Origin of the sequence: Flavobacterium daejeonense DSM 17708, from assembly GCF_000425425.1 — a bacterium.
In the GTDB taxonomy this organism is placed as follows: Bacteria; Bacteroidota; Bacteroidia; order Flavobacteriales; family Flavobacteriaceae; genus Flavobacterium; species Flavobacterium daejeonense.
Genome location: NZ_AUDK01000012.1, coordinates 81,208 through 105,470, shown reverse-complemented (window position 1 = coordinate 105,470; position 24,263 = coordinate 81,208). Strand labels below are relative to the sequence as shown.

Below are 24,263 nucleotides of genomic sequence, written 5' to 3'. Positions count from 1 at the left end.
AATTTCATGAAATCTGTTTTATACAAATACCGAATCTTCATTGGTATCTTTTTTATTTTTTCGGTTATTACGCTTTCTCTTTTTTATAATGCATTAAAACCTCAAAAAACACTTCCCATTTACAATCCTGCCGATGTGAATCCGGAGTTGGTGGACAGCACCGTACAATATGTGAGCAAATACCATACAATTGCCGATTTTTCCTTTACAAACCAAAACGGAAAAACCATCACCCAAAAAGATTATGAAGGCAAAATTTATGTTGCCGATTTTTTCTTTACCACCTGCGGTTCTATTTGCCCAAAAATGACCACAAACTTGGTCGAAGTGCAAAAAGCCATCATCAACAATCCCAAAGTAATGTTGCTTTCGCACACCGTTTTCCCCGAAGTCGATACCGTGGAAGCTTTGAAAGCCTATGCTCTAAAAAACGGAGTTGATGACCGCAAATGGAACTTGGTAACCGGCGATAAAAAAGAAATTTACACCATGGCCCGAAAATCCTATCTGGCGGTAAAACTGGGAAAACCAAGCCAGTTGTACGATATGGTTCACACCGAAAATTTTGTATTGGTGGATGCTAAAAAAAGAGTTCGCGGTTTTTATGACGGCACTAAAAAAGAGGAAATTAAACGTTTAATTGAGGACATTAACTTTCTTTGTCAGGACAAAAACGACAATTAGAAACCCCAAAAAACAAAAAACATCTTTTTTAGACTTCAATCCGTCTAATTAAATCATAAAACTGATAATAATCATTTCAGTTAATAATTTAATATGTATTTTTGCAATCTTAATTCAATCTAAATAAGACTTTGCGTACCACTATACACTCCTTAAAAAAAAGCGAAAAAGCCATTATCAAAGATTTTGATATTGATATTATTCCTTTAAAACTTCTGGAAATGGGTTGCTTACCCGGAAACACTGTCGAATTACTTCAAATTGCTCCTTTTGGCGATCCATTGTATCTGGATGTCAACGGTTCGCACGTGGCTATTCGCGTGGAAACCGCTAAAGAAATTGAAGTAGAACTAATCAATACGGCACTTTAATGATGCATCAAAATATAAACGTAGCTTTAATTGGGAATCCTAACGTTGGGAAAACCTCTGTATTTAATCAATTAACAGGGCTAAACCAACAAGTGGGAAACTATCCCGGAATTACGGTGGAGAAAAAAATTGGTTTTTGCAAATTAAACCACAACATCAAAGCCAATATTCTTGATTTACCGGGAACTTACAGTCTGAATGCCAGTTCTATTGACGAAAATGTTGTAATTGAACTGCTCCTAAACAAAAACGACAAGTTATATCCGGATGTCGCTTTGGTAGTTACCGATGTGGAAAATCTAAAACGTAACTTATTGCTTTTTACCCAAATTAAAGACTTAGAAATTCCAACCATTTTAGTCATCAACATGGCCGACAGAATGGAAAGCAAAGGAATTTCATTAGACATTCCGTTTTTAGAAGAACAATTAAAAACTAAAATTGCCTTAATCAGCTCAAGAAAAGCACAGGGAATTGAAGAACTCAAAGAATTGATTATCAATTACAAATCCCTCACTACCGAGCCTTGCCTGAATGCTTCGGTAATTGACAAAGAATACTTCGACAACCTGCAAAAAGCTTTTCCTGACCAGTTGTTATACAAACTTTGGCTGGTAATTACACAGGACGTAAACTTTTTGAATTTGGAACGAAAAGAAATCCAGAGTTCGTTTACTAAATCACACACCGAATTAAAGCGTTTGCAACAAAAAGAGACCATCAAGCGCTACCAATTTATCAACGAAGTCCTGAAAGAAGGTCTGACCGTAGATTCGAGTATTGCTAAAGATTTTCGTTCCAAATTAGACCGTGTTTTAACCCACAAAATCTGGGGATACATCATCTTTTTTATAATTCTTTTTGTGATATTCCAATCCATTTTTGACTGGTCATCCGTACCAATGGATTTCATCGACAGTACTTTTGCCTCTTTAAGCACTTTGGCAGCCGAAAAGCTTCCAGCCGGCATTTTAACCGATTTAATTTCGCAGGGAATCATCCCGGGAATTGGCGGAATTTTAATTTTCATTCCTCAAATTGCTTTTTTATTTCTCTTTATTTCGATACTCGAAGAAAGTGGCTATATGAGTCGTGTGGTATTTATCATGGATAAAATCATGCGTCGTTTTGGATTATCCGGAAAAAGTGTCGTTCCCTTAATTTCGGGAACTGCCTGCGCCATTCCGGCAATTATGGCAACGAGAAATATCGAAAGCTGGAAAGAACGTTTGATTACTATTTTAGTAACACCATTTACCACCTGTTCAGCCCGATTACCGGTTTATGCGATTATCATTGCATTGGTCATCCCAAATCATCGCATTTTGGGCTTTTTAAATCTACAGGGACTTACACTAATGTTATTGTATCTTTTAGGTTTTGGAATGGCTATTTTGTCCGCTTATATACTTAACAAAGTCATGAGAACAAGCAATAAAACATTTTTCGTGGTCGAAATGCCCAATTACAAATTGCCTTTGTTAAAAAATGTAGCTATCAATGTAGTGGAAAAAACCAAAGCTTTTATTAGCGGTGCCGGAAAAATCATTTTGGCAATTTCTATTATTTTGTGGTTTTTAGCTTCTTACGGACCGGGAGAAAATTTTAAAAATGCCGAAACCATCGTAAGCAATAAAATTGAAAACAAAACGATTTCAGCAACAGAATTAGACAATAAAGTTACCGCTTTCAAACTTGAAAATTCCTATATCGGTATTATGGGAAAAAGCATCGAACCAGTCATTTCACCTTTAGGATACGATTGGAAAATTGGTATTGCTATTATCAGTTCGTTTGCTGCCCGTGAAGTATTTGTAGGAACTCTGGCCACCATTTACAGCGTAGGGAACAGCGATAACGAAGCAACTATTAAAACCAAAATGGAATCGGAAATTCATCCGGAAAACGGCAATAAAGTATTCAATTTAGCCACAGGGATTTCCCTGTTGTTATTCTATGCTTTCGCGATGCAATGTGCCAGTACTTTGGCGATTATCAAAAAAGAAACCAACAGCTGGAAATGGCCGTTGGGACAGCTGATTTTTATGAGTAGTTTTGCGTATCTTACTGCTCTAATCGCTTATCAAATTTTAAAATAAAACAAGATGTTTCAGGAAATCATTGCCTATTTAATCCTTGGGATTGCCGTTGTTTATCTTTTTAAAAAGTTCTTTTTGAAGAAAAAGAAAAAAGATAAAAACTGCGGAGGCGATGATTGTGGATGTCATTAATATTTTCCGCACAGGAAAAATTCTTCAAAATTATTTACCTTAAATTCGCGAATTATATCATCAAAGGATGCTTTTAAATTTGCGGTAGTGTTTTTTTAATCTAACTCAGTTTTACAAAAAGATTACTGGCAATTTTATTCGAAATATTTAAAAGTTGTTCTCCCACTTTGATTCGAAGTGACAAATCGAAACTTTCTTTTCCCATAATTTCAATAGCAGAACCCAGAGCAATTCCCTGTTTGTCCAGGTATTTTAAAAACTCCGAAGAAGTATCTTTTACGCCTACGCAAATTCCTTTTTGACCCTCGGCCAACTCTGATAATAATTGTTTTTCCATTTTTGGCAAAAATCCCTGAGCATTCGGAATCGGGTCGCCATGCGGATCTTCGGTTGGATTCCCTAAAAAATCATCCAGTTTATTGATGAGTTTTTCTGATTTAATGTGTTCCAATTGTTCGGCAATATCATGTACCTCATCCCAGGAAAAATCAAGTTTTTCAACCAAAAAAACTTCCCACAAACGATGCTTTCTCACAATCATTTTGGCTTCTAATTTTCCTTTTTCGGTAAGGCTAACCCCCTGATATTTTTTATAATTCACCAAGTCTTTTTCAGACAGTTTCTTCAACATATCCGTCACCGAAGAAGCTTTGGTTTCCATCGCTTCCGAAATTGCATTGGTACTCACTCCGGAAGTAGAAACAACAGTTAAATGATAAATTGCTTTAAGGTAATTTTCTTCTGAAAAAGTCATTTTTTTAAGGTTCTAAGTTACTAAGATCCTGAGTTGCTAAGAAACTAAGACAAAATCTCAGAAACTTAGCAACTCAGTAGCTTAGTAACTATTTTTAACAATCAACAAAGGTATCGAAATTTTATGTCTTAATTTATCTACCGTAGTCCCTAAGATTAAATCTTTAAAGCCGGTATGCCCGTGTGTTCCCATCACCAAAATATCAAAACCTCCGCTGTTCACGATTTTCGGAATTACCTTTGTTGGTTTTCCAAAACCTAACTGAACATTTACCTTGAAGCCGTTTTCAAAAAGCATTTTCTGATATTCTTTTAATAATTTTTCGTCAACTAAAGTTTCGTGGTCGTCAATATGTTCGCCATACACCATGGCTCCAACAGTTTCTACTACGTGAATTAAAGTATAATTGGCGTCTTTTCCGCCCAATTCAAAAGCGCTGTTCAGTGCAATTTCATCAGCTGAAGAAAAATCAACAGAAACCGCAATATTCTTTTTGGTATCACTTTCTGATTTGGAAAAATGAAGTTTCAAATGGTGTGGCGAATGATTTTGAAAAGCCATTTTGCTTTTGGTAATAAAAGGTTTGAACACAATGTAAAGCAACAAAACCAGAAAACCAATTGCCAAAGGTACCACCGTCAACCACAAAACCATTGGATTTTCGGACACTTCCAGCCAACCCTGAATTTCATCAAAAACTAACTTTGCATTTAGCGAAACAATGATAGTCGCAATAATCCAGGAAGCTATTTGCGTGATTTTTCCAATCTGGAACCCTTTCATTTTTTGCGCATCACTTACAAAATGAATCAGCGGAATAATCGCAAATCCTAATTGCAAACTCAACACTACCTGACTAAAGATTAACAGCTCTCCTGTAACTTCTTCACCAAAAATACTGATTACAATCACCGCCGGAACTATCGCAATTAATCGGGTTAAAATACGTCGCACCCAAGGCTGGATTCTTAAATTCAAATAACCTTCCATTACAATTTGTCCTGCCAAAGTTCCGGTAACGGTTGAACTTTGTCCGGCAGCAATTAATGCAACAGCAAATAAAATAGGTGCCCATTTAGTCCCTAATAAAGGTTGCAGAAACTTATGCGCGTCCTGAATTTCGGCTACTTCATGCATTCCGCTTTTATAAAAAGTGGCTGCAGCCAAAATTAAAATCGCCGCGTTGACAAAAAAGGCCAGGTTCAATGCAATAGTCGAATCAATAAAATTATATTTCAAAGCCTGCCTGATTCCCATGGGAGTCCGGTCGAATTTTCGGGTTTGTACTAAAGAAGAATGCAAATACAAATTGTGCGGCATCACCGTAGCTCCAATAATTCCAATAGCAATATACAAAGCCGTATCAGTTGGCATCGAAGGAATTAATCCCAGAACTACTTTATCCATTTCCGGCTGGGCAAAAATCATTTCGAAAATAAAAGAAACCCCAATCACACTAACTAAAGTAATGATAAAAGCCTCCATTTTTCGAATGCCTTTATTGATTAAAAACAATAACAAAAAAGTATCTAAAACCGTAATAAGTACGGCTTCAATAAGTGGCATTCCAAACAATAAATTAATCCCGATGGCCATCCCTAAAACCTCAGCCAAATCACAGGCTGCAATAGCAATCTCGGCCAGAAAATACAATATGTAATTGATAAAGGGCGAATAGGTTTCCCGTGAAGCCTGCGCCAAATCACGCTGGGTTACAATTCCTAATCGGGCACTTAAACTTTGCAACAACAAAGCCATGAGATTACTCATCAACAAAACCCAAAGTAAAGAATAACCAAACTGGCTTCCTCCGGCAATATCGGTAGCCCAGTTTCCCGGATCCATATAACCCACACTGATTAAATAAGCCGGACCAAAAAAGGCCATTATTTTCCTAAAAACTGATTTTTTATTTTGTGTCGAAACCGACTGATGTACTTCTTCAAGTGATTTTCCCATAATGAAACTTAAGTGATTAAGGCAAATATAATTATATTTTTTTGTTACTTAAAATATAATTTTTAGCTTTGTCTAAATTTAAAAACAAATTAATCTAAAAATAAATTGTGAAAAAGCTAATTTTATTTATTTGCATATTATGGAGCCTATTAACACTTGCTCAAACTGGCATCAAAGGAAACATAACTTCCGGCGGTCAACCATTGCCTTTTGCCAACATTTCGCTTAAAAACACCAAAATTGCCACCATAAGTGATGCAAACGGTAATTTTTTACTCGAAAAATTCAAATCCGGAAACCACGAAATCATAGTTTCTTATACCGGATTAAAAACCGAAATCCAAAAAATAAACGTTGCCGACAGCACTATTATCACCTTAGATTTTAATTTAAAAGAAAACAACACCCTCGACGAAGTGGTGGTTACCGGAACCCTCAAAGCAGTCAACCGACTGGAAAGTCCCGTTCCGGTTGAAGTGTATAAACCCGCCTTTTTCAAAAAAAATCCAACAGCCAATATTTTTGAAGCGCTACAAAATGTAAACGGCGTTCGCCCGCAACTGAATTGTAATGTGTGCAACACAGGCGATATCCACATCAACGGACTCGAAGGTCCTTACACTTTGGTTCTTATTGATGGAATGCCCATCGTAAGCGGACTTTCGACAGTTTATGGTTTATCAGGAATTCCAAATTCTTTGTTGGAACGCATTGAGATTGTCAAAGGACCTGCTTCATCACTCTACGGAAGTGAGGCTGTAGGAGGCTTAATTAATATCATTACCAAAAATCCGTTAAATGCTGCAGTATTTTCTGCCGATGCTTTTACCAATAGTTGGGGCGAACTCAATCTTGATTTGGGTTTCAAAGCAAATATTAGTAAAAACACATCTGTACTAACCGGAGTCAATTACTTCAATTACAGCAATCCCATTGACAACAATCGAGATAATTTTACAGATGTTACCTTGCAGGATCGAATCTCCCTATTTCAAAAATGGAATTTTGGTCGAAAAAGCAACAAGTTGTTTTCGATGGCGGGACGCTTTTTCTATGAAGACCGCTGGGGAGGTGAAATGCAATGGGAAAAGAAATACCGCGGCGGAGATGAAATATATGGGGAAAGCATTTATACCAAACGTTGGGAATTATTAGGCGCTTACGAACTACCAATTCATGAAAAAATGCTTTTTTCCTTTTCCTATACCAACCACGATCAAAATTCGGTTTACGGGAATACACCATATTTGGCACAACAACGCATTGGTTTTGGACAACTAAGCTGGGACAAAAAAATCAACAATCATGATTTACTTTTCGGAATGGCTATTCGTTACCAATATTACAACGATAATACTCCGGCGACTCCTGAAAAAGATCAAAACTGGATCCCGAGTTTGTTTGTACAAGACGAGATAAACCTCAGCGAAAAACACAAAATACTTCTTGGTGCACGCTATGATTACAACAAAAATCACGGAAATATTTTCACTCCAAGATTAGCTTACAAATTAAAAATCGATGATAATAACATTTTAAGATTCAATACCGGAACAGGTTTCAGAATTGTCAATTTGTTTACCGAAGAACATGCAGCCTTAACAGGTTCCCGCGAAGTAGTTGTAGAGGAAGAATTAAAACCGGAACGTTCCTACAATGCCAATTTGAATTATTTACGAAAAATGTACGTGAGTAACGGCAACTTTATCGGGCTGGAAACTACCGCCTGGTACACCTATTTTACCAATTCGATTATTCCGGATTATGACAGCGATCCAAATCAGATTATCTATAAAAACCTGGATGGTTTTGCCGTAACCAAAGGAATCAGTACCAATATTGATATGGTTTTTCAAAACGGTCTCAAAGTCATTGTAGGTGCAACGTTAATGGATGTTTCCAAAACCGAAGACGGAATAAAAACCCGTCAGATGTTGACCGAAAAATTCACCGGAACCTGGGCAATTTCTTATCGAATGAATAAACTTTACCTTGACATTGATTACACCGGAAATCTTTACGGACCGATGCGTTTACCTACTTTGGGAGAATTGGATCCAAGAAAAGACTACTCCCCTACATGGAGTATTCAAAACATTCAGTTCACTTTCAATAAATTTAAAAATATCGAAATTTATGCCGGAATTAAAAACCTGTTGAACTGGACACCTAATAAAGGAAACCCGTTTATTATTGCCCGCGCCAACGATCCATTTGATGATAATGTGAAAGTTTCTGACGGCAATACTAATGATCCTAATAATTATGGCCAAAAAGGGAATTTTGTTCCAAATGGTCAGGTAATCGACACAGCAGATAATCCGTATGCGCTGACCTTTGATCCCGGTTATGTTTATGGTCCCAACCAAGGCATTCGCAGCTTTTTCGGATTGCGTTATACTTTAAAGTGATGAAAAAACAAATCTTCATAGCACTGCTTTTCTTTTGGGCAATTCCATCGGGTTTTGCCCAATTGAAAACACATACGTTTGAAGAAGCAGAACAATTATCGAAAGAAAACCCAAAACCCATTATTGTTTTCATTCATACCAATTGGTGCAAATACTGCAAATTGATGGAGAATTCCACTTTTAAAAATCCTGAAATTATCTCCATACTCAACGACAGCTTTTATTTTGTCGCATTGAATGCCGAAACCAAAACGGATATCATCTTTGAAAACCATACTTTTAAATTCCAACCTACGGGACAAAACACAGGAATACACGAACTGGCAACCGCTTTAGCAACTCTAAACAACCAGATTAGCTACCCCACCATTACCATTCTGAATAAAAAAAATACTATTTTGTTCCAAAAACAATCTTATTTATCCGCAAAAGAACTAATTTCAATACTGGAAAAAACACAAGAAATAGCTATTTTTGAGAAGAATTCGTTCCCAAATCCATGAAACACTATGATTACATTTTTACCGGTTCCGGTTTAGCCGCATTAATGACGGTTTATAAAATGGTCTCATCCGAAAAATTTAAAGACAAAACCATTTTACTTTTGGATGAAAATCCTAAAAGAACCAACGACCGAACCTGGTGTTTCTGGGAAAAAGAAAATGCAATTTGGGACTCCATCGTTTCAAAAAAATGGGATTCGGCTTTGTTTGCTAATGAAGATTTTCGTCGGAATTTAGAAATTCAACCCTATCAATACAAAATGATTCAGGGATTGGATTTTTATAATTTTGTTTTTGAATTACTTTCAAAACAAAAAAACATCACTTTTTTAAATGAAAAAGTAACTGATATTAACGAATTGGAAAAGCATGTTTATGTGGCTACCGAAAACAATTCCTTTACTTGCGATCAGGTTTTTAATTCCGTTTACAACAAAGCTGTTGTAAGCAATCAAACGAAATTTCCGGTTTTACAGCAGCATTTTATTGGTTGGAAAATAAAATCAGAAGAAGCAGTTTTCAATCCGGAACAGGCTACTTTTATGGATTTTTCAGTAGCTCAAAAAGGAAACACACGGTTTATGTATGTGTTGCCAACATCAAAAACCGAAGCTTTACTGGAATACACCTTGTTTTCGCATTCGCTTTTAGCAAAATCAGAATACGAAAATGAGATTGAAAATTACATCAAAAAACTCGGTATCAAAAACTACGAAATCATCGAAAAAGAACAAGGCAGCATCCCAATGACTTGCTATCCATTTTGGAAAAAAAACACCAAAAGAGTAATTAACATAGGCACTGCCGGCGGATGGACAAAAGCCAGTACGGGTTATACTTTTAAAAACTCGGATAAGCAATCGTCGAGATTAATTGACTTTATTCAGCAAGAAACTGATTTTAGAAAATTCCACTGCAAAAACAGATTCTGGTTTTACGATTTGCTCTTATTGGATATTCTGGATAGAAAAAATGAATTAGGCGCTTCGATATTTTCTTCGATGTTTAAAAAAGGAAATCCGTTGCTAATTTTTAAATTTCTGGACGAAGAAACTTCATTGATTGAAGATATAAAAGTGATTTTAAAATGTCCAAAATTGCTTTTTATAAAAGCATTATTCAAATCGATTCGCTATTTATAAACTTCACAAATGGCTATCAAACTATAACAAAACTTTATAATCCAAGTCATAGAGTTCGTTAGATTCTTTGTAACTTTGCAAAACAATTTTACAAATTAAAACACAAAAGATATGTATCCACAAGAAATGGTAATCCCAATGCAGGCGGAACTAACAGCTGCAGGATTTCAAGATTTACATAGTGCTCAGGAAGTTGACAACGCTATCAAAGCAGAAGGAACTACATTGGTAGTAGTAAACTCTGTTTGCGGTTGCGCGGCTAGAAATGCACGTCCGGGAGCAAAAATGAGTTTAGAAGGAGCTAAAAAACCGGATCATTTGATCACTGTTTTTGCAGGTGTTGACAAAGAAGCGGTTGATGCAGCCAGACAACACATGTTCCCTTTCCCTCCATCTTCGCCTTCAATGGCTTTGTTTAAAAACGGAGAATTGGTTCACATGCTAGAGCGTCACCACATTGAAGGTCGTCCAGCTGAAATGATTGCTGAGAACTTACAAGATGCTTACAACGAATTTTGCTAAGACTAGTATTTAAACACAAATCCCGATAGCTATCGGGACGTTAAGTTTTACACAAAGAATATTTACCGCAGATTCACAGATTTTTTTGATGTGAATTTGCGGTTTTTTATTTTAAAACGTTAAGAAATTAAAGAAACTTAGCATTGCAAAACTTAACCCAAAAAGAACATTAAGTAAAAAATTAATTATAATATTCTATTTTACGTTCAGCAATTGCAGATGGTTCTCCTTCTTTGGTGCCCTCCATATAGATATTGCATTTTATCCAGTTGTTATGGTTGTCGTACTCATAGCTGTAATAATATTCTTTTACTGGTATATCTTGCTCTGGGTAATTAGGAATAAACTTTTTCTTAATCATATCACCTTGCTCGTTAAAGGTTCGTATAAAACTTTTAGTAGGATTAGACATTTCTCCGGGACCTGTAACATAATATTTCACTGTTTCTACATAATCTTTAGTAGGATGATATATGTAGTCTTCCCTAGCTACAATTTCGCCACAACCAAACATAGTAACTTGTGTGATGCGACCTTGTGAATCATAAACATACTGCAGTTGTAAATCATCGCAATAATCGCACTCTGTGCCCATATCAGTATAAGCGAGTTGACCTTCAGCAAAAGGTCCTGCTGTAATTTTCTGACTAACAACCTGACCTTTTTCATTGTAGATAAATATTCTTCGGGTTCTTAAATCTTCTTTTTGAGCCGTTTTGTTTTCTATGGTTTCTCCAAATCTAAATACAACATACTCTTGTTCTTCGACTATTCTACCTATTTTATCATATATATATATATATACATTTTCATCAAAACTTTGCCATATTTTATCTTTAACTTTTGTTACTTCTTTTTGAACTTCAGTAGTATTTAATTTCAATAACAAATTGTAATTTGCTACTGGATAATACTGCTTTAAAGCTGTTTTGTACTTGTTCTTTTCGTACCAATCTTTATCATCATATACATATTCATCAGCTTTGCTATAATCAATAGTGGTAAAATAGTCCTTTTCAGGAATAGTACCTAAAGTTGCTTTAACTCTACTGTATTTATCAAACTCGTAATAAGGAGCGTGACGAATTCCATTGTAAAGAATAACACGTTCTTTATCGTGTCTTGACAAGTTTTCTCTTTCATTTAATTTGAAATAGACCTTTTTTACAGAATCCCTTAAATGTATTCTGGTAGCTCCATTATTGATACTAAGATACAAACCACTATATTTTTGTTCGTTTTGTGCTTGAATGGTTATTGAAAACAAAACTGTTGCGGCTAATAAAAACCTTAAAAATGATTTCATAAATAGAAATTAGAAATAATAATTTTTTTACAAAAATATCTTTTTTGGTCTTCTAAATATGGAATTTTAAGTTTACCTTAACATAATGCCAAGGATTAGTATTTGATACATAAAAAACAGAAAAGAACTAAATTAATTCTCTAATCGTTTCTTTAAAAAATCTTTGCGAACTTTGCGTAAAACTTCATCTCTTTGCGGTAAAAAAAATTGGAAAAAGAACTCAAAAATATCAACTTCACCGTTATAGAAAACGGAATCAAAATTCCCATTTCAACACGTCATGGCAGCTATGCTAATTTGATGTATTTGCTGAAAGAAGAATTGCAATTGGAAAGTTTTGGTGAATGTGGCGGTGTGGGACGCTGTGCAACCTGTGTGGTAAAAACCAAAGGAATAACTGGTAATTCAGTCATAAAAGACCGAAAAGAACCTGCAACCCTATTCAAATTAGGATTTCACGAAGCCAATGTTCGTCTTTCCTGTCAAATCTACATCACCGCCGATTTAAATGGGGCTGAGATTAGTCTTTTTGAAATATAAACTACTGGATATAAAGCTTTTTAACCACAAAGTACACTCATTTTTTACGCAAAGGACACAAAGCATTCTTAACTAATCTTAATACCTAAATGTTTATAAGAAACTTTGAGGACTTTGTGCATTCTTTGTGTTCTTCGTGGTTAAATCATTAAAAAAGCCACAACCGAAGTTGCAGCTTTCTAAATATTTGTCCCGATACGTTATTTTAGGCTTCGACAAGCTCAGCCTGACAATTCGAAGTGTTTTATCTTCTCTTCACGTAATCCAATTGTACATCCTGATCGATGATTTCAAATTCGGCATCTTTTTCCCAAATTTCCATCTCACAAGGCTTACAGTTGAATTTCAGTTTGTATTCGTTCTCTCCGTGTTTCAGGGTTAGCGGTTCAGCCACTTTTTCTCCCATGGTTTCACGTTGGAAACGGGCACATTTACCCAATTCGTATTTCACGCAATATTTGGTCGTCATCACACGTGCTTTTCCGGGATCCCATTGCAATTCAAAGGCTTTTTCAATCTCGGTTACGCCATGTCTTTTATAAAAAGCACGAGCCAATTTATTCGAAACATTAAAAGTAAAATCCAATTTTTCAGTTGGATAAGGATGATCGGTTGGAACGATTTGGAATTCTTCTCTGTGGTATTCGTTTATTCGAATGTCAATCAATTGTTCCAAAGCAATTCTTCGAACTTCATTCACTTTTGATATAGGCAAAAACCAATTGTTAGAAAATTCCACTTCCAGCGCATCCACAATAAAAGGGGTATTTCCTGTCTTGGCCAGATTCTTTTTGATATTCGGAATTACCGATTCTTCACTTTTTGCCACTTCTTTTGCCGTTTCTAAAGTCGTAATACTTTGATGTCCGTCTTCATCCGTTACAATCAATTGAAAACCTTCAGCAGTTTCCACAAATCGCATTTCTACCCCGATTTTTCTAACTGCTGCATTTTCTTTTTCTACAATTCGGTTGAATTCCGCATCCGAATTACGATAAATCATCGTTCCTACCGGAATATTTTTGAAGGTATTTGGCACTACAATATCATTGACAATAATATTGATTTGTACCCCATCAGCAACACCTTCGACATTGATAAAATACAGACCGTCACCGTTGTTTAATTTTTCAAAATTTTCAATCACATACCCATTGGCTTTGATTTCAGTCACTTTACCAATATGCTGCCCCTGAGATTTCGGACTTTCCCAGTTCCCGATTTTTTCTTTTCGTTGGTTTACAAAATAATCGGTATAACCACGGTTGAAACTGCGGTCCATTTCCGGTTCGAAATTATAGAAGGTTCTTCCCGAAGAGGCTTTTTGGAACGAATCATTATTTTCTAAGAAAGCATCGAGTTTCTTTCTTAAAAACGAAGTGTTGTTTTTTACGTAAACAATATCTTTTAATCGGCCTTCAATTTTAAAGGAAGTAATTCCCGCTTCAATCAAAGCTGGCAATTGGTCACTTAAATCCAAATCTTTAATCGAAAGTAAATGACTTTCGGTAAGCAAAGTTGTTCCGTTTCCGTCAATCAGATTGTAAGGTAAACGGCAGTTTTGCGCACAGGAACCACGGTTGGCGCTACGTTCTCCACCGGCAATACTCATATAGCAATTCCCGCTAAAAGACACGCAAAGCGCCCCCGAAACGAAGAATTCCAATTCCACATCAGTCGCTGCGGCAATATCACGAATTTGATCCAAATTCAACTCTCTGGCCAAAACCACACGTTGCATTCCGGCATCTTTCAGGAACTTCACATGTTTAGGGTCACGATTGTTCGCCTGAGTACTGGCATGAATCACAATTGGAGGTAAATCCATTTCCATAATCGCCATGTCCTGCACAATCAGCGCATCGACTCCAATATCGTATAATTGATAGATTAACTTTTTGCAATCTTCTAATTCGTTGTCGTATAAAATGGTATTGATTACCACAAAAACCTGTGCCTTAAACAAATGGGCATATTTCACCATTTCGGCAATATCGGCAACAGAATTGGTTGCATTAGTACGTGCGCCATAATGTGGTGCTCCAATATAAACAGCATCTGCACCCGCATTGATAGCGGCAATTCCCTGAACCAGATTCTTAGCCGGAGCAAGAATTTCTACTTTCTTCTTCATATAATCAGTACTTCAATTCCTTGTTTTTTGGAATTAAAGTGCAAAAGTATAAAATTGTTCTTGAAAAAATAGGGTTTTGGCAGAATTAAGATTTAAATCGTTTGAAAAACAAGTATTTACAAAATTTTTAAAAACTTATTCATGTTATATTTATAAAATATAATTTTCTAATGATTTAACTATATTTGTTTAAATCCAAACAAGTAACTAAATAAAATGCTTTATTTTAATATTATATTTTTTTCAATCTTCAACTTTATAATTTTCAAATTATTATCAAGCAATCGTTTTAGTTTCTTAAAATTAAAAAACATCGTATTATTTATAATATCAATTATTTTAATATCAAATATTTACAATTATTTCTTCATTTCAAAAGAACTAATTTCTAAAGACACTTATATTATGCTTTTATCTTTAAGTTTAAGTGTCTTTATTAATTATTTTTTTCTAAACATTATTCTATTTTTTTTCCAATTTATGATTGAAGTGTTAGATTTCAAATTAAATGTTAATTCACCATCAATTAAAAATAAAATTCCATTAATATTGTTTTTCATCATCTCAATAACCCAAATAACAATATTACTTTTTTAGGACTAAACATAAAAAAAGCACGAACATAAAATTCGTGCTTTTAAAATCTATAGACTAAAATGTTACTCCACTTTAATATTTACAGTTCCTACACTAATATTCCCTGCTGTAGTAGCTTCCAGTGTTATGTTTTCCCCTTTTTTATTCGATTGTAAAATCACCAAACATTTCCCATTGAACAATTTGCGGTAATTGGCTTTAAAAGGTTCTAAACTGGCTTGGTAGCCATTATCTACTCCAACAATCTTTGCCCCTCCAGAAACTTTAAAATTAATAAGATTATCGGCTGTAGGTAATGCGTTTCCATCTTTATCCTGTAACGTAACCGTCACATAAGCCAAATCGTAACCATCATTTTTAATTGTAGTTTTATCGGCTTGTAAATTAATTTTTACTGCTTCGCCTGCGGTATGAATTTCAGTTTCCTTCACTATTTTACCTGCTTTTCTGGAAACCGCTTTTAACGTTCCTGCTTCGTAAGGTACTTTCCAGGCAATATGTAATTCGTCACCTTTTTTAGATTTCGAACCTAATGATTTCCCGTTCAGGAACAATTCCACCTCATCGGCATTATTGTAATACGCCCAAACATCAATTAGCTGTCCGGCTTTCCAGTTCCAATGTGGTAACAAATGCAAAACGGTTTTATCGCTCCATTCGCTTTGGTACATATAATACACATCTTTTGGAAAGCCTGCTAAATCCACAATTCCAAAATACGAACTACGCGCAGGATACGGATAAGGATCTGGCTCGCCAATGTAATCAAATCCAGTCCAGACAAAAGTTCCGGCTATGAAATCGTATTTTTTGGCTGCTTTCCAGTTTTCTTCGTGGGTAGTTCCCCAATACGATGCAATATTATCATAAGCTGTAACGGTTAAATCGGGATTCCCATCAAAGGTTTCTCCGTATTTTTTAGGCCAAAATCGAATGGCATCTGTTGGCATATCATAATGTCCGCGCGTTGCATAAGCCGAAACACTCTCGGAAGCAATGATTTTTTGTCCTTTAAAACGCTCGGGAAATGTTGGATAATCGGCATGTTTATAATTAAAACCTAAAAGGTCTAAGGCTCCCGATTGATAGATAAAATTTTTCTCTGGAACATTCTCGGTCAATGCCAAAGTTACCGGTCTGGTTTTGTCCAAAGACTTTACAATTTGTACCAATTCTTTAGTAATGGCAATACCAGTACTGTCAAATTGCTCTCTAATTTCGTTCCCAATGCTCCACATCATCACCGAAGGATGGTTGCGGTCGCGTTTGATAAAATCTTCCAAATCACGTTTGTGCCATTCGTCAAAATATTTGTTGTAATCATTCGAAACTTTTTTCTTTTTCCAGACATCAAAAACCTCATCCTGGACGATAAAACCCATTTCATCGCACAATTGCAACAACTCCAAAGAAGGCGGATTGTGAGCGGTTCTGATAGCGTTCACCCCCATTTCTTTCATAATCGTCAACTTTCTCTTGATAGCATGGTAATTAGCCACGGCTCCTAATGCTCCGTTATCATGATGCAGACAAACGCCGTAAATTTTCGTAGGCACGCCATTTAAAGAAAAGCCTTTTTCGGCATCAAATGCAAAATATCTAAAGCCAAGCGGTGTTTCATACTCGTCAGTCAAAGTGGATTTGTCGTAAATTTTTGTCACCACTTTATACATGTTCGGATTTTTGGTATCCCACAATTTTGGATTTTTGACTTCGAAACTTTGTTCCTTTTTCAAAATGGATTTTGCCTCAACCGATTCTGTCGATTCAGATCTAATAATCAAATTATTTGACGCATCCAAAATACGTGTCACCACATTAATTTGTTTCGCAATATTGGCATCATTTTGAATTTTAACTTCATAATTTACTCTTGCTTTTTCCTTGGAAACTTCTGGGGTAGTTACATAAGTCCCCCAATGTGCCACATGCAGTTTATTAGTCGTTACCAAACGTACATTTCTGTAAATCCCGGAACCAGTGTACCAGCGCGAACCTGGCTGAGCCGAATTATCGACTTTGACTGCAATGTGATTTTTTTGGTTGCCAAACTTCAAATAAGGCGTTAAATCATAAGAAAAAGAGATGTATCCAAACGGACGTTTTCCTAAATAATGACCATTGATCCAAACCTCGCTGTTACAAAACACCCCGTCAAATTCGATGGCGATACTTTTGTTTTTTGCTGATTCCGACAAAGTAAAACTCTTGCGATACCATCCCATTCCGGCGGGTAAAGCCCCTCCTTGTGGTTTGGTTGGATGGTCTTTGCTAAAAGCCCCTTCAATACTCCAATCGTGTGGCAAATTGAGCGCACGCCAGTCATTGGCATCAAAATCTGCCTGAATAGCTGTGGGAAAATCACCCAATTTAAAATGCCAATCGGGATTGAAATCGGTAACTATTCGGCTCTCTTTTTTTGTCGTTGCACAGGCAACCAGAAACAACAAAACCGCCGCTGTTCCTATTTTTTGTAAAACGTTTTTATGTTCTTTTACCATTGTAATATTTTTTATACTATTTGTCATTGCAAGGAACGGGCGCCATCACAGTTGTTGCTCTCGTTATGAGATTGCTTCGTTCCTCGCAATGAATATTATTGAAACTCAAAAGATTCCAAACGCAATCCTTTCATATTTTCAGATTCAAGTCTGATTTTATATTTTCCGGCATTGATATAACTGCCCGAAGTGGTGTTTAAGATTTTCCATTTTTCGGTTGGTGCAGGGAATTCAATCCAATCATTTCGCAACAAAATTCCGTAAGCATCTTCGATAATCAGTTTTACTTTTATCGGTTCGGGAGTCAAATTCATATACCTAAAACGCATCAAATACACATTGGCAACGCCAGGATTTACTTCAAATTCGATGCTATTTGCCGTGTTTTTCATAAATTCAACATAATCGCTGGATTTGAAATTCCCTTTTACAATTCCGTCTCCACTAATTTTAGCAGCTTCCGCTTCCAGTTTTAATGATGGTCTATCGTCTTTCACTTTTCCTAAATCGGAACTTGGCACAACTACAATAGAATACATCGCTGCTGAATCAGCATTCTTTTTGAAAGTGACTTTTTCTCCTTTTTTGACTTCTTTTTCGAAAATAGAAAAAACAACTCCTTTGCTATTTTTTGCGGTTTCTTCCGATTTTTTATAATCGGCAAGCCAAGGCAAATTTGTTTTTATATTCGAATCTACAAAAACCGAAACCGTTGCGTCTTCTTTCGAAACAAAAGAACCGGAAACATTGTTTTTATTCGAAAACCGAAGATAATCGGCAGCATACAAGCTTGGCGGCAATTGAGTAAATACCGTTTCTGCATCCTGATACTGCTTCTGATTCAGATTCAACCAGGAACCAATTTCGAAAGATGTAGTACTACTCACATCCAAAATATTTTTTGGCGAAGGTGCTGCCGCTTTCACCGATTTGTATTTGGAAGCAATGGCAATTGCCGAAACAATTCCTTCTCCTGAAGTTACTTTTGGAAAATCAATTACTAGCTTACCGTCTTTACTTTTTACAGTAAACGTTTTTTTCACCGCTTTAGAAAAACCAACTTCGTTCCAAATATCAAAATCTTTCAGAACAATGTTATCATTAATTGCCACATCAAAAACGCGCCAGTTTTTGCAATTCAATCCACCGCCAGTCCCATACCAAGGCTCGGAGAAATACAAATCGACCAAATATTCACCATCTGACACAGGAAATACGTATTTTAATTGATCCATTCCGTAACGGTAATCCTGAAATAAGGCATCGTTTTGAGTGCCATCAACCAAATCATAAGATGAACGCTGACTCGCAAAATAAGCAGGCAAATTTTTAAAATCATCTGTCCAGGAAACAGAACCCCAAGTGTTCGCTGCTGTTTTGTGTACATCGGCTAACCATAAATTTCCAGCGGTATCTTTGAAATCAGGACCACCACAATTCACTCGATAGATGTAATTGTAATTAGCTTTTGACGAAACCACCTCTTCTTTCGAACTCAACGAATTCAAATGTGGTGCTTCTGGTAAATTGTTCAGCACAATATAATCCTGAGCCACTTTCTTGCCATCTACATAACCCACCGCATACAACACATTGTAAGCAATGTTCACATTATTCCACTGAAAATGCTGTCCTCTTCCCGGATTTTTCAGTTTTCCCAACGAATGATTGTTCACATCATTGAATAATTCGACCTCATCACAATTGGAATAGACATCGATTCCGTTTTTGACTCCCGTAGTTTCCCAACGATTTGGCCAGGTATGCGAAACAATATAGACCATAGGATTCGTTTTGTTAGAAGCATAATTCGCTCTGTACATATAATAAGCATCCAGCGGTTCGCCCCAAATACTGAACAATCCTTTGTAATTCACCGGCCCAACCTGATCTATGGTTCTAAAACCTTCACCATTTTGTTCTCTTCCTGGATTTTCATGCGAAGCAAACAACCAATTGTATTGACCCGCAATCTTATCTTTTACCGATTCGGCTTCACGGATTTTAATTTCCATTAATTGCGAAAAACGGTTTTCGCTCAAAATTCCTTTTTGGTCAAATTCACCTTCGGTATGCAAATCGATACTACGCCAAGCTCCGTATTCACCATTTAACAATTGGGTGGTCATTTCGACATTATAATTAAACGGATCGCCACCGTAGGTTCCAGACCAGTTTTGCACTACATTCCAGTCGGTTCCTTCTCCGCCATTGCAAGTAGTTACTTTGCGTTGAGATGAAGCTGTAGGATCCATTTCGCGAATAATTTGAGTACACTCTTGAGCAAATTCCTTAGGAATCGTGCTTTCGTTTTGCAATCCCCACAAAACTACCGATGGATTGTTACGACGTTCTTTAATCCATTCGCGCAAAAGTGTTTTGAAATTTTCCTTAAATTCAGGCGTATCATACCAAATATGCGCCGAAAACTGACTCCAGAACAAAATTCCACTTTCATCCAGCAATTCCTGATATTTTAAATTATGTGGCTGATGCGCTTCTCGGAACGAATTGAATCCAGCTGCCTTAATTTGTTCAATTCTGGCTTTGATTTGGGTATCCGAAAAAGCATGGCTTTGACCCAATTGATGTTCGTACTCGCAAGTTCCGTTGATAAAAACCGGCTGGTCGTTGATAAAAAATCGTTTGTCATCACCCGCTCGGTCCACCGGCCAGGAAACCCAACGGATTCCATAAGGCGTAGTGATTTTATCTAAAACCTTATTTTTTTCTAGAATAGTCGTTGAAAGTGAATACAAATACGGATTTTCAGGCGACCATAAAATTGGATTTTGAATTTTAGGTAAGGTCTGCTGAATCTCCTTAGTTGCTGCCGAAAGTAAAATTGAATTCTTCGCCGAAGCTACTTCCTTTCCGTTTTTATCCAAAAGTGAATTGACAACTGTAATTGTTCTATCCAATCCGCTGTAATTTTGAACTTCTGTTGTGGTATGTAAAACTGCTTTTTCCTTTGAAGTAGCTTTGTCATTCCAAATATGAATACCAAAAGGAGTCACGCGAACATCATTGGTAACAACCAAAGTCACCGGACGGAAAATCCCCATTGGTTGCGAACCTTCTGAGAATCCCCATTCGCCGGAGCAACCACCACAAACCCAGGGCAAATCCGAAATAAATGCCGGATGAGCTGCTTTTACGAGCAATTTATTTTCGGCATTAAAACGCAAAGCATCTGTAATATCCAAAGTAAAAGTCGTGCGTCCGCCTTTGTGTTGTCCTACTCCTTTACCGTTTAACCACACCGTAGCATAACTATTTACGCCTTCAAAAAACAGAAAATAGCGTTTGCCTTTTTGTTGTTTGCCTATCTTCAGATTTCTCGAATACCAAGCCGTTCCGTGCAAATTGCCGTGTTTCATTTGGCGAAAGCCTTCGTATTGATCCCAATTATGAGGAACATCAACTGTTTCCCAATTGGCATCGGCATTCACATCATTTGCGAAATCCTGTTTGGAATTGGTTTCTACCATTGTGGTTTTCCAATTGGCATTCAGTGAAATTTCTTCACGCGTTTGCGCCCAGGAAAAAGTGGTGATTAAAAATAGTATGTATAGTAATTTCTTCATTTTTTTTAAACCATATAAGTCATATAAGTTCATTTTTAGTTGGCTAATATTGATGTATTCCTGCAAGGTTTTTAAAATCCTTGTAGGTTTAACTATTTTGCAATGATACCTACAAGGTCAAAAAAGACCTTGCAGGAACGTTTTATTTAACCATTCGCTCGCGTGAGAGATGGAAGTGGATCTCTCCCGATTTTTCATCGGGAAGCGGGAACATATAGCCCGACCTCATCCCGACTTTTTCGGAGAGACGTGGGCACGCCCAAATTATCTTAATAAAACAACCAATCTACTGCTTCTTTTTCGTCTTTTCCAATATAACCCACATCGCGTGGTTCAATTTTTTGGTTGGCATCAATAAAACCTAAAATCAGCACCCTTCCTTTTCCTAAAGTCAGTTGGTTTTCTCCTGCTTTGAATCGGTAGGTATGAATGTTAATTCTTGGCAAATCTTTCAAATTAATGGCATTCGCCAAAATTACTTCGGCTTCTCCCCTTTCATTTCCAGCCGCATTGGTTTCCAAACTTGGCGGAAACAAAAAGCGTTTTTGATCGGAATTAAAATAGCCAACTACCAATTTCACATCCTTGTCATTCTTGAATTTCAAAGTAGTCCCTTCGGTATTTTGCTGTTCTTCCATCAATGAAATTCCTTTTAAATTCTTTAATTCCGGAGCTACTTTAACCAACTCAGAAATGTCGGTTCCATACACTTTTGTCCCTTCTTTCACCGCATAGCTTGCTGCTTTCGGGCTCAACATTGTTACCTGAGCTGTTTTCCAAGTTGCAACGTCTTTGGTTTTCATTTTGCCGTTTTTTGCCTCTTTTAACAAGCTAATATTACGTTTAAAGTTGGCTAATTCCCTTTCATAATGTGGCAACAATTCCGCCCAGGTTTTGTTGTTACCGTCATCGCCACCTATTGGAATTCGGCGTTGGGCTGTTTGCATACTATTGGCATACCAATAAGTATCTTTGGTTAATTTGACTAATTCCTCATAATAAATTAAGGCTTTATCCAAATGCGGAACGGCCTTGTCTAAATCTGCAATATCATTGGAATAACTGTAACGTAAAACCAACATGGCTGCTTTTACTTTTTCGGAAAAACAATTGGCAAAAGCATCATAACAATAGACATCATTTTTCAGACGATTGAATTCTTCTTTGTCTTTAGTCACCATTGGCGCTGCTTTTTCGATGGATGCTACGGCAATTTTACCATGTTGCACAATTTCGCTAATCAACTGCGGAGGAATTTCTCCTGAATGTGCTTCGTGATTCCATTCTTTTTTGGCATATTCCTGAAGCAATTCTCCCGGAGGCCCGCAAGACTCATGAAATCCCGGATAGACACGCCATTTAGCCGGATTCACTAATTGGCTTTCAAACATACCTAACAATAAGGTTTGACGGTTTCCTTCGGTAATTCCGAATTTTCGAAGGGTTTTTGGCGCAATTTCTCCAATTTGCTCATAAGCTTCCAAAATATTTTTTCCAGCTTCGGCATCCACTCCAAACCTTGCTACAAACTGCTTATCCCAATAATTAATTTCCTGATTGCGGTCTCTCTGGCTGTCCCAGGCATAACGTGCCCAGGCTTTGTACCAAATCCAGTCGCGATCCATTTCCAATAATCTTTCTCCGGTTTTGGTTTTGTCAGCTGAGTAAGGCCAGTCCCAATACGAAGCCTGCGGGTACAAATGCAGGGCATTGGCACCGTGCGCACTGTGCATAGCCTTTACAGTTTTCTGAATAAAATCAGGTGAACCATATCTAAATGGCTCCAAATTAGCCAAAATATGCACATTTTCAATATGAATTGAACCCAACGAACTCAATTGTTTGTGCGTTTCGCCCCAAGGTCCACCCGGCGTGTAAGTCGTCAAAGATTCACCGGTATATTTGCTCATGGTATATAAATTTTTATACAAAGGCAAAGCTTTGGCCATAACTGCTGGTGCATCGGTATCGTGTGAACGCAAAATAATTGGTGGTTCCTGAGTTTTTCCCAAGGCTTTCATTCCATCCTGAACTGCCGGAATGATGGTTTGCGTAAACCAATTTACATCATCTTCAACTGTGTTCATGGCTTCTCCCAAACAAACCAGCAATCCTACATTTGGATATTTTTCAATAAAAGCGGTAATTGATTTTCGAGTATAATCAGCGATAACAGGAGTAATAACACGTTCTCTTTCCTGCGTTTTTAGGTTGTAATGATCTGCAAAAGGTTTCGAAAGAATAATGTTGTAAAACATTTGAATCACCCAAATTCCTCTTTTGTTGGCTTCTTCAGTCAGGAATTTAAAAATTGCTTCGTTTTTCTTGAAGTCCTCATCGCTAACCTCAACGGCAAAAGGATAATCTTTCAATTTTACCAAGGAAGCAAAGGGATGACCATTCCATAAATACAAGGAATTCATACGGTTTTCAACCATCATATCCAGGTATTTGACCCAAAGGGCCTTGTCATAAAACCAAGGAAAACTTTTTGGTGTATAAGGATATTCATAAACGCCGCGTCCTTCGAGATAGGTGGTTTTTTGCATGCCAATACAAGTTCCTCGCAAAACCATTTCGGGACTGTCTTTTACATTAATTTCAGCCGGTATTTGTCCTGTTTCTTTAATTTTATCTGCCAATTCCAAAGCGCCATACAAAGCTCCCGAAGCATCAAATCCCTCGATAAAAATGATATTTTTTTGAGTCCTGATTTGGAAACCTTCTTTCTTCGTCAATTTACTATCGTCGAGCTTAGCATTCTTTGTGTTTTGTTTCCAAAAATCGGTTCCTTTTTCGCCTAATACGATTACTTTGTCTTTTGATTTTTTAGGCGCTTTGTCAACAAAAACTACTTTGAATCCTTTCGCAGTTGCTATTTCTGATAATTTTTCGGCACCAAATTGTGCTCTTGGTGCATTTGCATCACGAACAATCGTAAGATTTTGCGCTGCCGCAAAAGACACACAAAAACTTAAAAAAAGTAAACTTAAATATTTCATTATTTTTCTTTTATTTGAC

General features: G+C 36.7%; 16 protein-coding genes. 9 read left to right on the top strand and 7 right to left on the bottom strand.

What is annotated here, in order from left to right; translation table 11 throughout:
* The first annotated feature begins 6 nt into the window (after positions 1 to 6).
* The 4 genes from H599_RS0109925 to H599_RS20780 all read left to right on the top strand — a co-directional run bounded on the left by H599_RS0109925 (position 7) and on the right by H599_RS20780 (position 3,286).
* The gene (locus tag H599_RS0109925) at positions 7 to 684 is read left to right on the top strand and encodes an SCO family protein (RefSeq protein WP_026713996.1); all 678 of its coding nucleotides are present in this window, start codon (positions 7 to 9) and stop codon (positions 682 to 684) included.
* A gap of 131 nt (positions 685 to 815) precedes the next feature.
* The gene (locus H599_RS0109920) at positions 816 to 1,055 is read left to right on the top strand and encodes a FeoA family protein (protein ID WP_026713995.1); all 240 of its coding nucleotides are present in this window, start codon (positions 816 to 818) and stop codon (positions 1,053 to 1,055) included.
* Positions 1,055 to 3,154 (top strand): ferrous iron transport protein B, encoded by a 2,100-nt coding sequence (gene feoB / locus H599_RS0109915; protein WP_026713994.1) that lies wholly within the window; start codon positions 1,055 to 1,057, stop codon positions 3,152 to 3,154. Before H599_RS0109920 ends, feoB begins: the two co-directional genes overlap by 1 nt.
* Positions 3,155 to 3,160: 6 nt before the next feature.
* Positions 3,161 to 3,286 carry a FeoB-associated Cys-rich membrane protein gene (locus H599_RS20780; protein ID WP_155960768.1) on the top strand — a complete coding sequence of 42 codons (126 nt, stop codon included), beginning with the start codon at positions 3,161 to 3,163 and terminating at the stop codon, positions 3,284 to 3,286.
* Positions 3,287 to 3,386: 100 nt separating this feature from the next.
* On the opposite strand, the gene H599_RS0109905 is transcribed toward H599_RS20780, so the two are convergent.
* Positions 3,387 to 4,040 carry a metal-dependent transcriptional regulator gene (locus H599_RS0109905; RefSeq protein ID WP_026713993.1) on the bottom strand — a complete coding sequence of 218 codons (654 nt, stop codon included), beginning with the start codon at positions 4,038 to 4,040 and terminating at the stop codon, positions 3,387 to 3,389.
* An 81-nt stretch (positions 4,041 to 4,121) separates the two neighbouring features.
* The gene (locus H599_RS0109900; RefSeq protein WP_026713992.1) at positions 4,122 to 5,999 is read right to left on the bottom strand and encodes an Nramp family divalent metal transporter; all 1,878 of its coding nucleotides are present in this window, start codon (positions 5,997 to 5,999) and stop codon (positions 4,122 to 4,124) included.
* A 107-nt stretch (positions 6,000 to 6,106) separates the two neighbouring features.
* Between H599_RS0109900 and H599_RS0109895 the strand changes: the two genes are divergently transcribed.
* The 4 genes from H599_RS0109895 to H599_RS0109880 all read left to right on the top strand — a co-directional run bounded on the left by H599_RS0109895 (position 6,107) and on the right by H599_RS0109880 (position 10,577).
* A complete protein-coding gene (locus H599_RS0109895) occupies positions 6,107 to 8,410 on the top strand; it encodes a TonB-dependent receptor (RefSeq protein ID WP_026713991.1) in 2,304 nt (767 codons plus the stop codon).
* Complete coding sequence (locus H599_RS19460; RefSeq protein ID WP_051590701.1) at positions 8,410 to 8,913, top strand: thioredoxin family protein; 504 nt, start codon at positions 8,410 to 8,412, stop codon at positions 8,911 to 8,913. The genes H599_RS0109895 and H599_RS19460 overlap by 1 nt, the downstream gene beginning before the upstream one ends.
* Positions 8,910 to 10,055 carry a lycopene cyclase family protein gene (locus H599_RS0109885; RefSeq protein ID WP_026713990.1) on the top strand — a complete coding sequence of 382 codons (1,146 nt, stop codon included), beginning with the start codon at positions 8,910 to 8,912 and terminating at the stop codon, positions 10,053 to 10,055. Before H599_RS19460 ends, H599_RS0109885 begins: the two co-directional genes overlap by 4 nt.
* A gap of 111 nt (positions 10,056 to 10,166) precedes the next feature.
* Positions 10,167 to 10,577 carry a BrxA/BrxB family bacilliredoxin gene (locus H599_RS0109880; RefSeq protein WP_026713989.1) on the top strand — a complete coding sequence of 137 codons (411 nt, stop codon included), beginning with the start codon at positions 10,167 to 10,169 and terminating at the stop codon, positions 10,575 to 10,577.
* A 181-nt stretch (positions 10,578 to 10,758) separates the two neighbouring features.
* Here the strand turns inward: H599_RS0109880 and H599_RS0109875 are convergent, their stop codons facing one another.
* A complete protein-coding gene (locus tag H599_RS0109875) occupies positions 10,759 to 11,883 on the bottom strand; it encodes a hypothetical protein (protein ID WP_026713988.1) in 1,125 nt (374 codons plus the stop codon).
* Between the two features lie 207 nt (positions 11,884 to 12,090).
* On the opposite strand from H599_RS0109875, the gene H599_RS19455 reads away from it, so the two are divergent.
* Positions 12,091 to 12,423 carry a 2Fe-2S iron-sulfur cluster-binding family protein gene (locus H599_RS19455; RefSeq protein ID WP_035141420.1) on the top strand — a complete coding sequence of 111 codons (333 nt, stop codon included), beginning with the start codon at positions 12,091 to 12,093 and terminating at the stop codon, positions 12,421 to 12,423.
* Positions 12,424 to 12,667: 244 nt separating this feature from the next.
* On the opposite strand, the gene H599_RS0109865 is transcribed toward H599_RS19455, so the two are convergent.
* From H599_RS0109865 to H599_RS0109845, 4 genes are all read right to left on the bottom strand, one after another.
* Positions 12,668 to 14,557 carry a peptidase U32 family protein gene (locus H599_RS0109865; protein ID WP_026713987.1) on the bottom strand — a complete coding sequence of 630 codons (1,890 nt, stop codon included), beginning with the start codon at positions 14,555 to 14,557 and terminating at the stop codon, positions 12,668 to 12,670.
* A 659-nt stretch (positions 14,558 to 15,216) separates the two neighbouring features.
* The gene (galB, locus tag H599_RS0109855) at positions 15,217 to 17,655 is read right to left on the bottom strand and encodes a beta-galactosidase GalB (RefSeq protein ID WP_026713986.1); all 2,439 of its coding nucleotides are present in this window, start codon (positions 17,653 to 17,655) and stop codon (positions 15,217 to 15,219) included.
* Positions 17,656 to 17,750: 95 nt separating this feature from the next.
* Positions 17,751 to 21,242: a malectin domain-containing carbohydrate-binding protein gene (locus H599_RS0109850; RefSeq protein WP_026713985.1), complete on the bottom strand. Its 3,492-nt coding sequence runs from the start codon at positions 21,240 to 21,242 to the stop codon at positions 17,751 to 17,753.
* 269 nt (positions 21,243 to 21,511) lie between these two features.
* The gene (locus H599_RS0109845; RefSeq protein WP_026713984.1) at positions 21,512 to 24,244 is read right to left on the bottom strand and encodes an alpha-d-galacturonidase; all 2,733 of its coding nucleotides are present in this window, start codon (positions 24,242 to 24,244) and stop codon (positions 21,512 to 21,514) included.
* Between the last annotated feature and the right edge of the window lie 19 nt (positions 24,245 to 24,263).

Bases quoted from the DNA above. Each gene is read 5' to 3' on its own strand.
- H599_RS0109885 (WP_026713990.1), top strand. From the start codon at position 8,910: ATGAAACACTATGATTACATTTTTACCGGTTCCGGTTTAGCCGCATTA.
- H599_RS20780 (WP_155960768.1), top strand. From the start codon at position 3,161: ATGTTTCAGGAAATCATTGCCTATTTAATCCTTGGGATTGCCGTTGTT.
- feoB (WP_026713994.1), top strand. From the start codon at position 1,055: ATGATGCATCAAAATATAAACGTAGCTTTAATTGGGAATCCTAACGTT.
- H599_RS0109880 (WP_026713989.1), top strand. From the start codon at position 10,167: ATGTATCCACAAGAAATGGTAATCCCAATGCAGGCGGAACTAACAGCT.
- H599_RS0109905 (WP_026713993.1), bottom strand. From the start codon at position 4,040: ATGACTTTTTCAGAAGAAAATTACCTTAAAGCAATTTATCATTTAACT.
- H599_RS0109845 (WP_026713984.1), bottom strand. From the start codon at position 24,244: ATGAAATATTTAAGTTTACTTTTTTTAAGTTTTTGTGTGTCTTTTGCG.
- galB (WP_026713986.1), bottom strand. From the start codon at position 17,655: ATGGTAAAAGAACATAAAAACGTTTTACAAAAAATAGGAACAGCGGCG.
- H599_RS19460 (WP_051590701.1), top strand. From the start codon at position 8,410: ATGAAAAAACAAATCTTCATAGCACTGCTTTTCTTTTGGGCAATTCCA.
- H599_RS0109850 (WP_026713985.1), bottom strand. From the start codon at position 21,242: ATGAAGAAATTACTATACATACTATTTTTAATCACCACTTTTTCCTGG.
- H599_RS0109865 (WP_026713987.1), bottom strand. From the start codon at position 14,557: ATGAAGAAGAAAGTAGAAATTCTTGCTCCGGCTAAGAATCTGGTTCAG.
- H599_RS0109900 (WP_026713992.1), bottom strand. From the start codon at position 5,999: ATGGGAAAATCACTTGAAGAAGTACATCAGTCGGTTTCGACACAAAAT.
- H599_RS0109875 (WP_026713988.1), bottom strand. From the start codon at position 11,883: ATGAAATCATTTTTAAGGTTTTTATTAGCCGCAACAGTTTTGTTTTCA.
- H599_RS0109925 (WP_026713996.1), top strand. From the start codon at position 7: ATGAAATCTGTTTTATACAAATACCGAATCTTCATTGGTATCTTTTTT.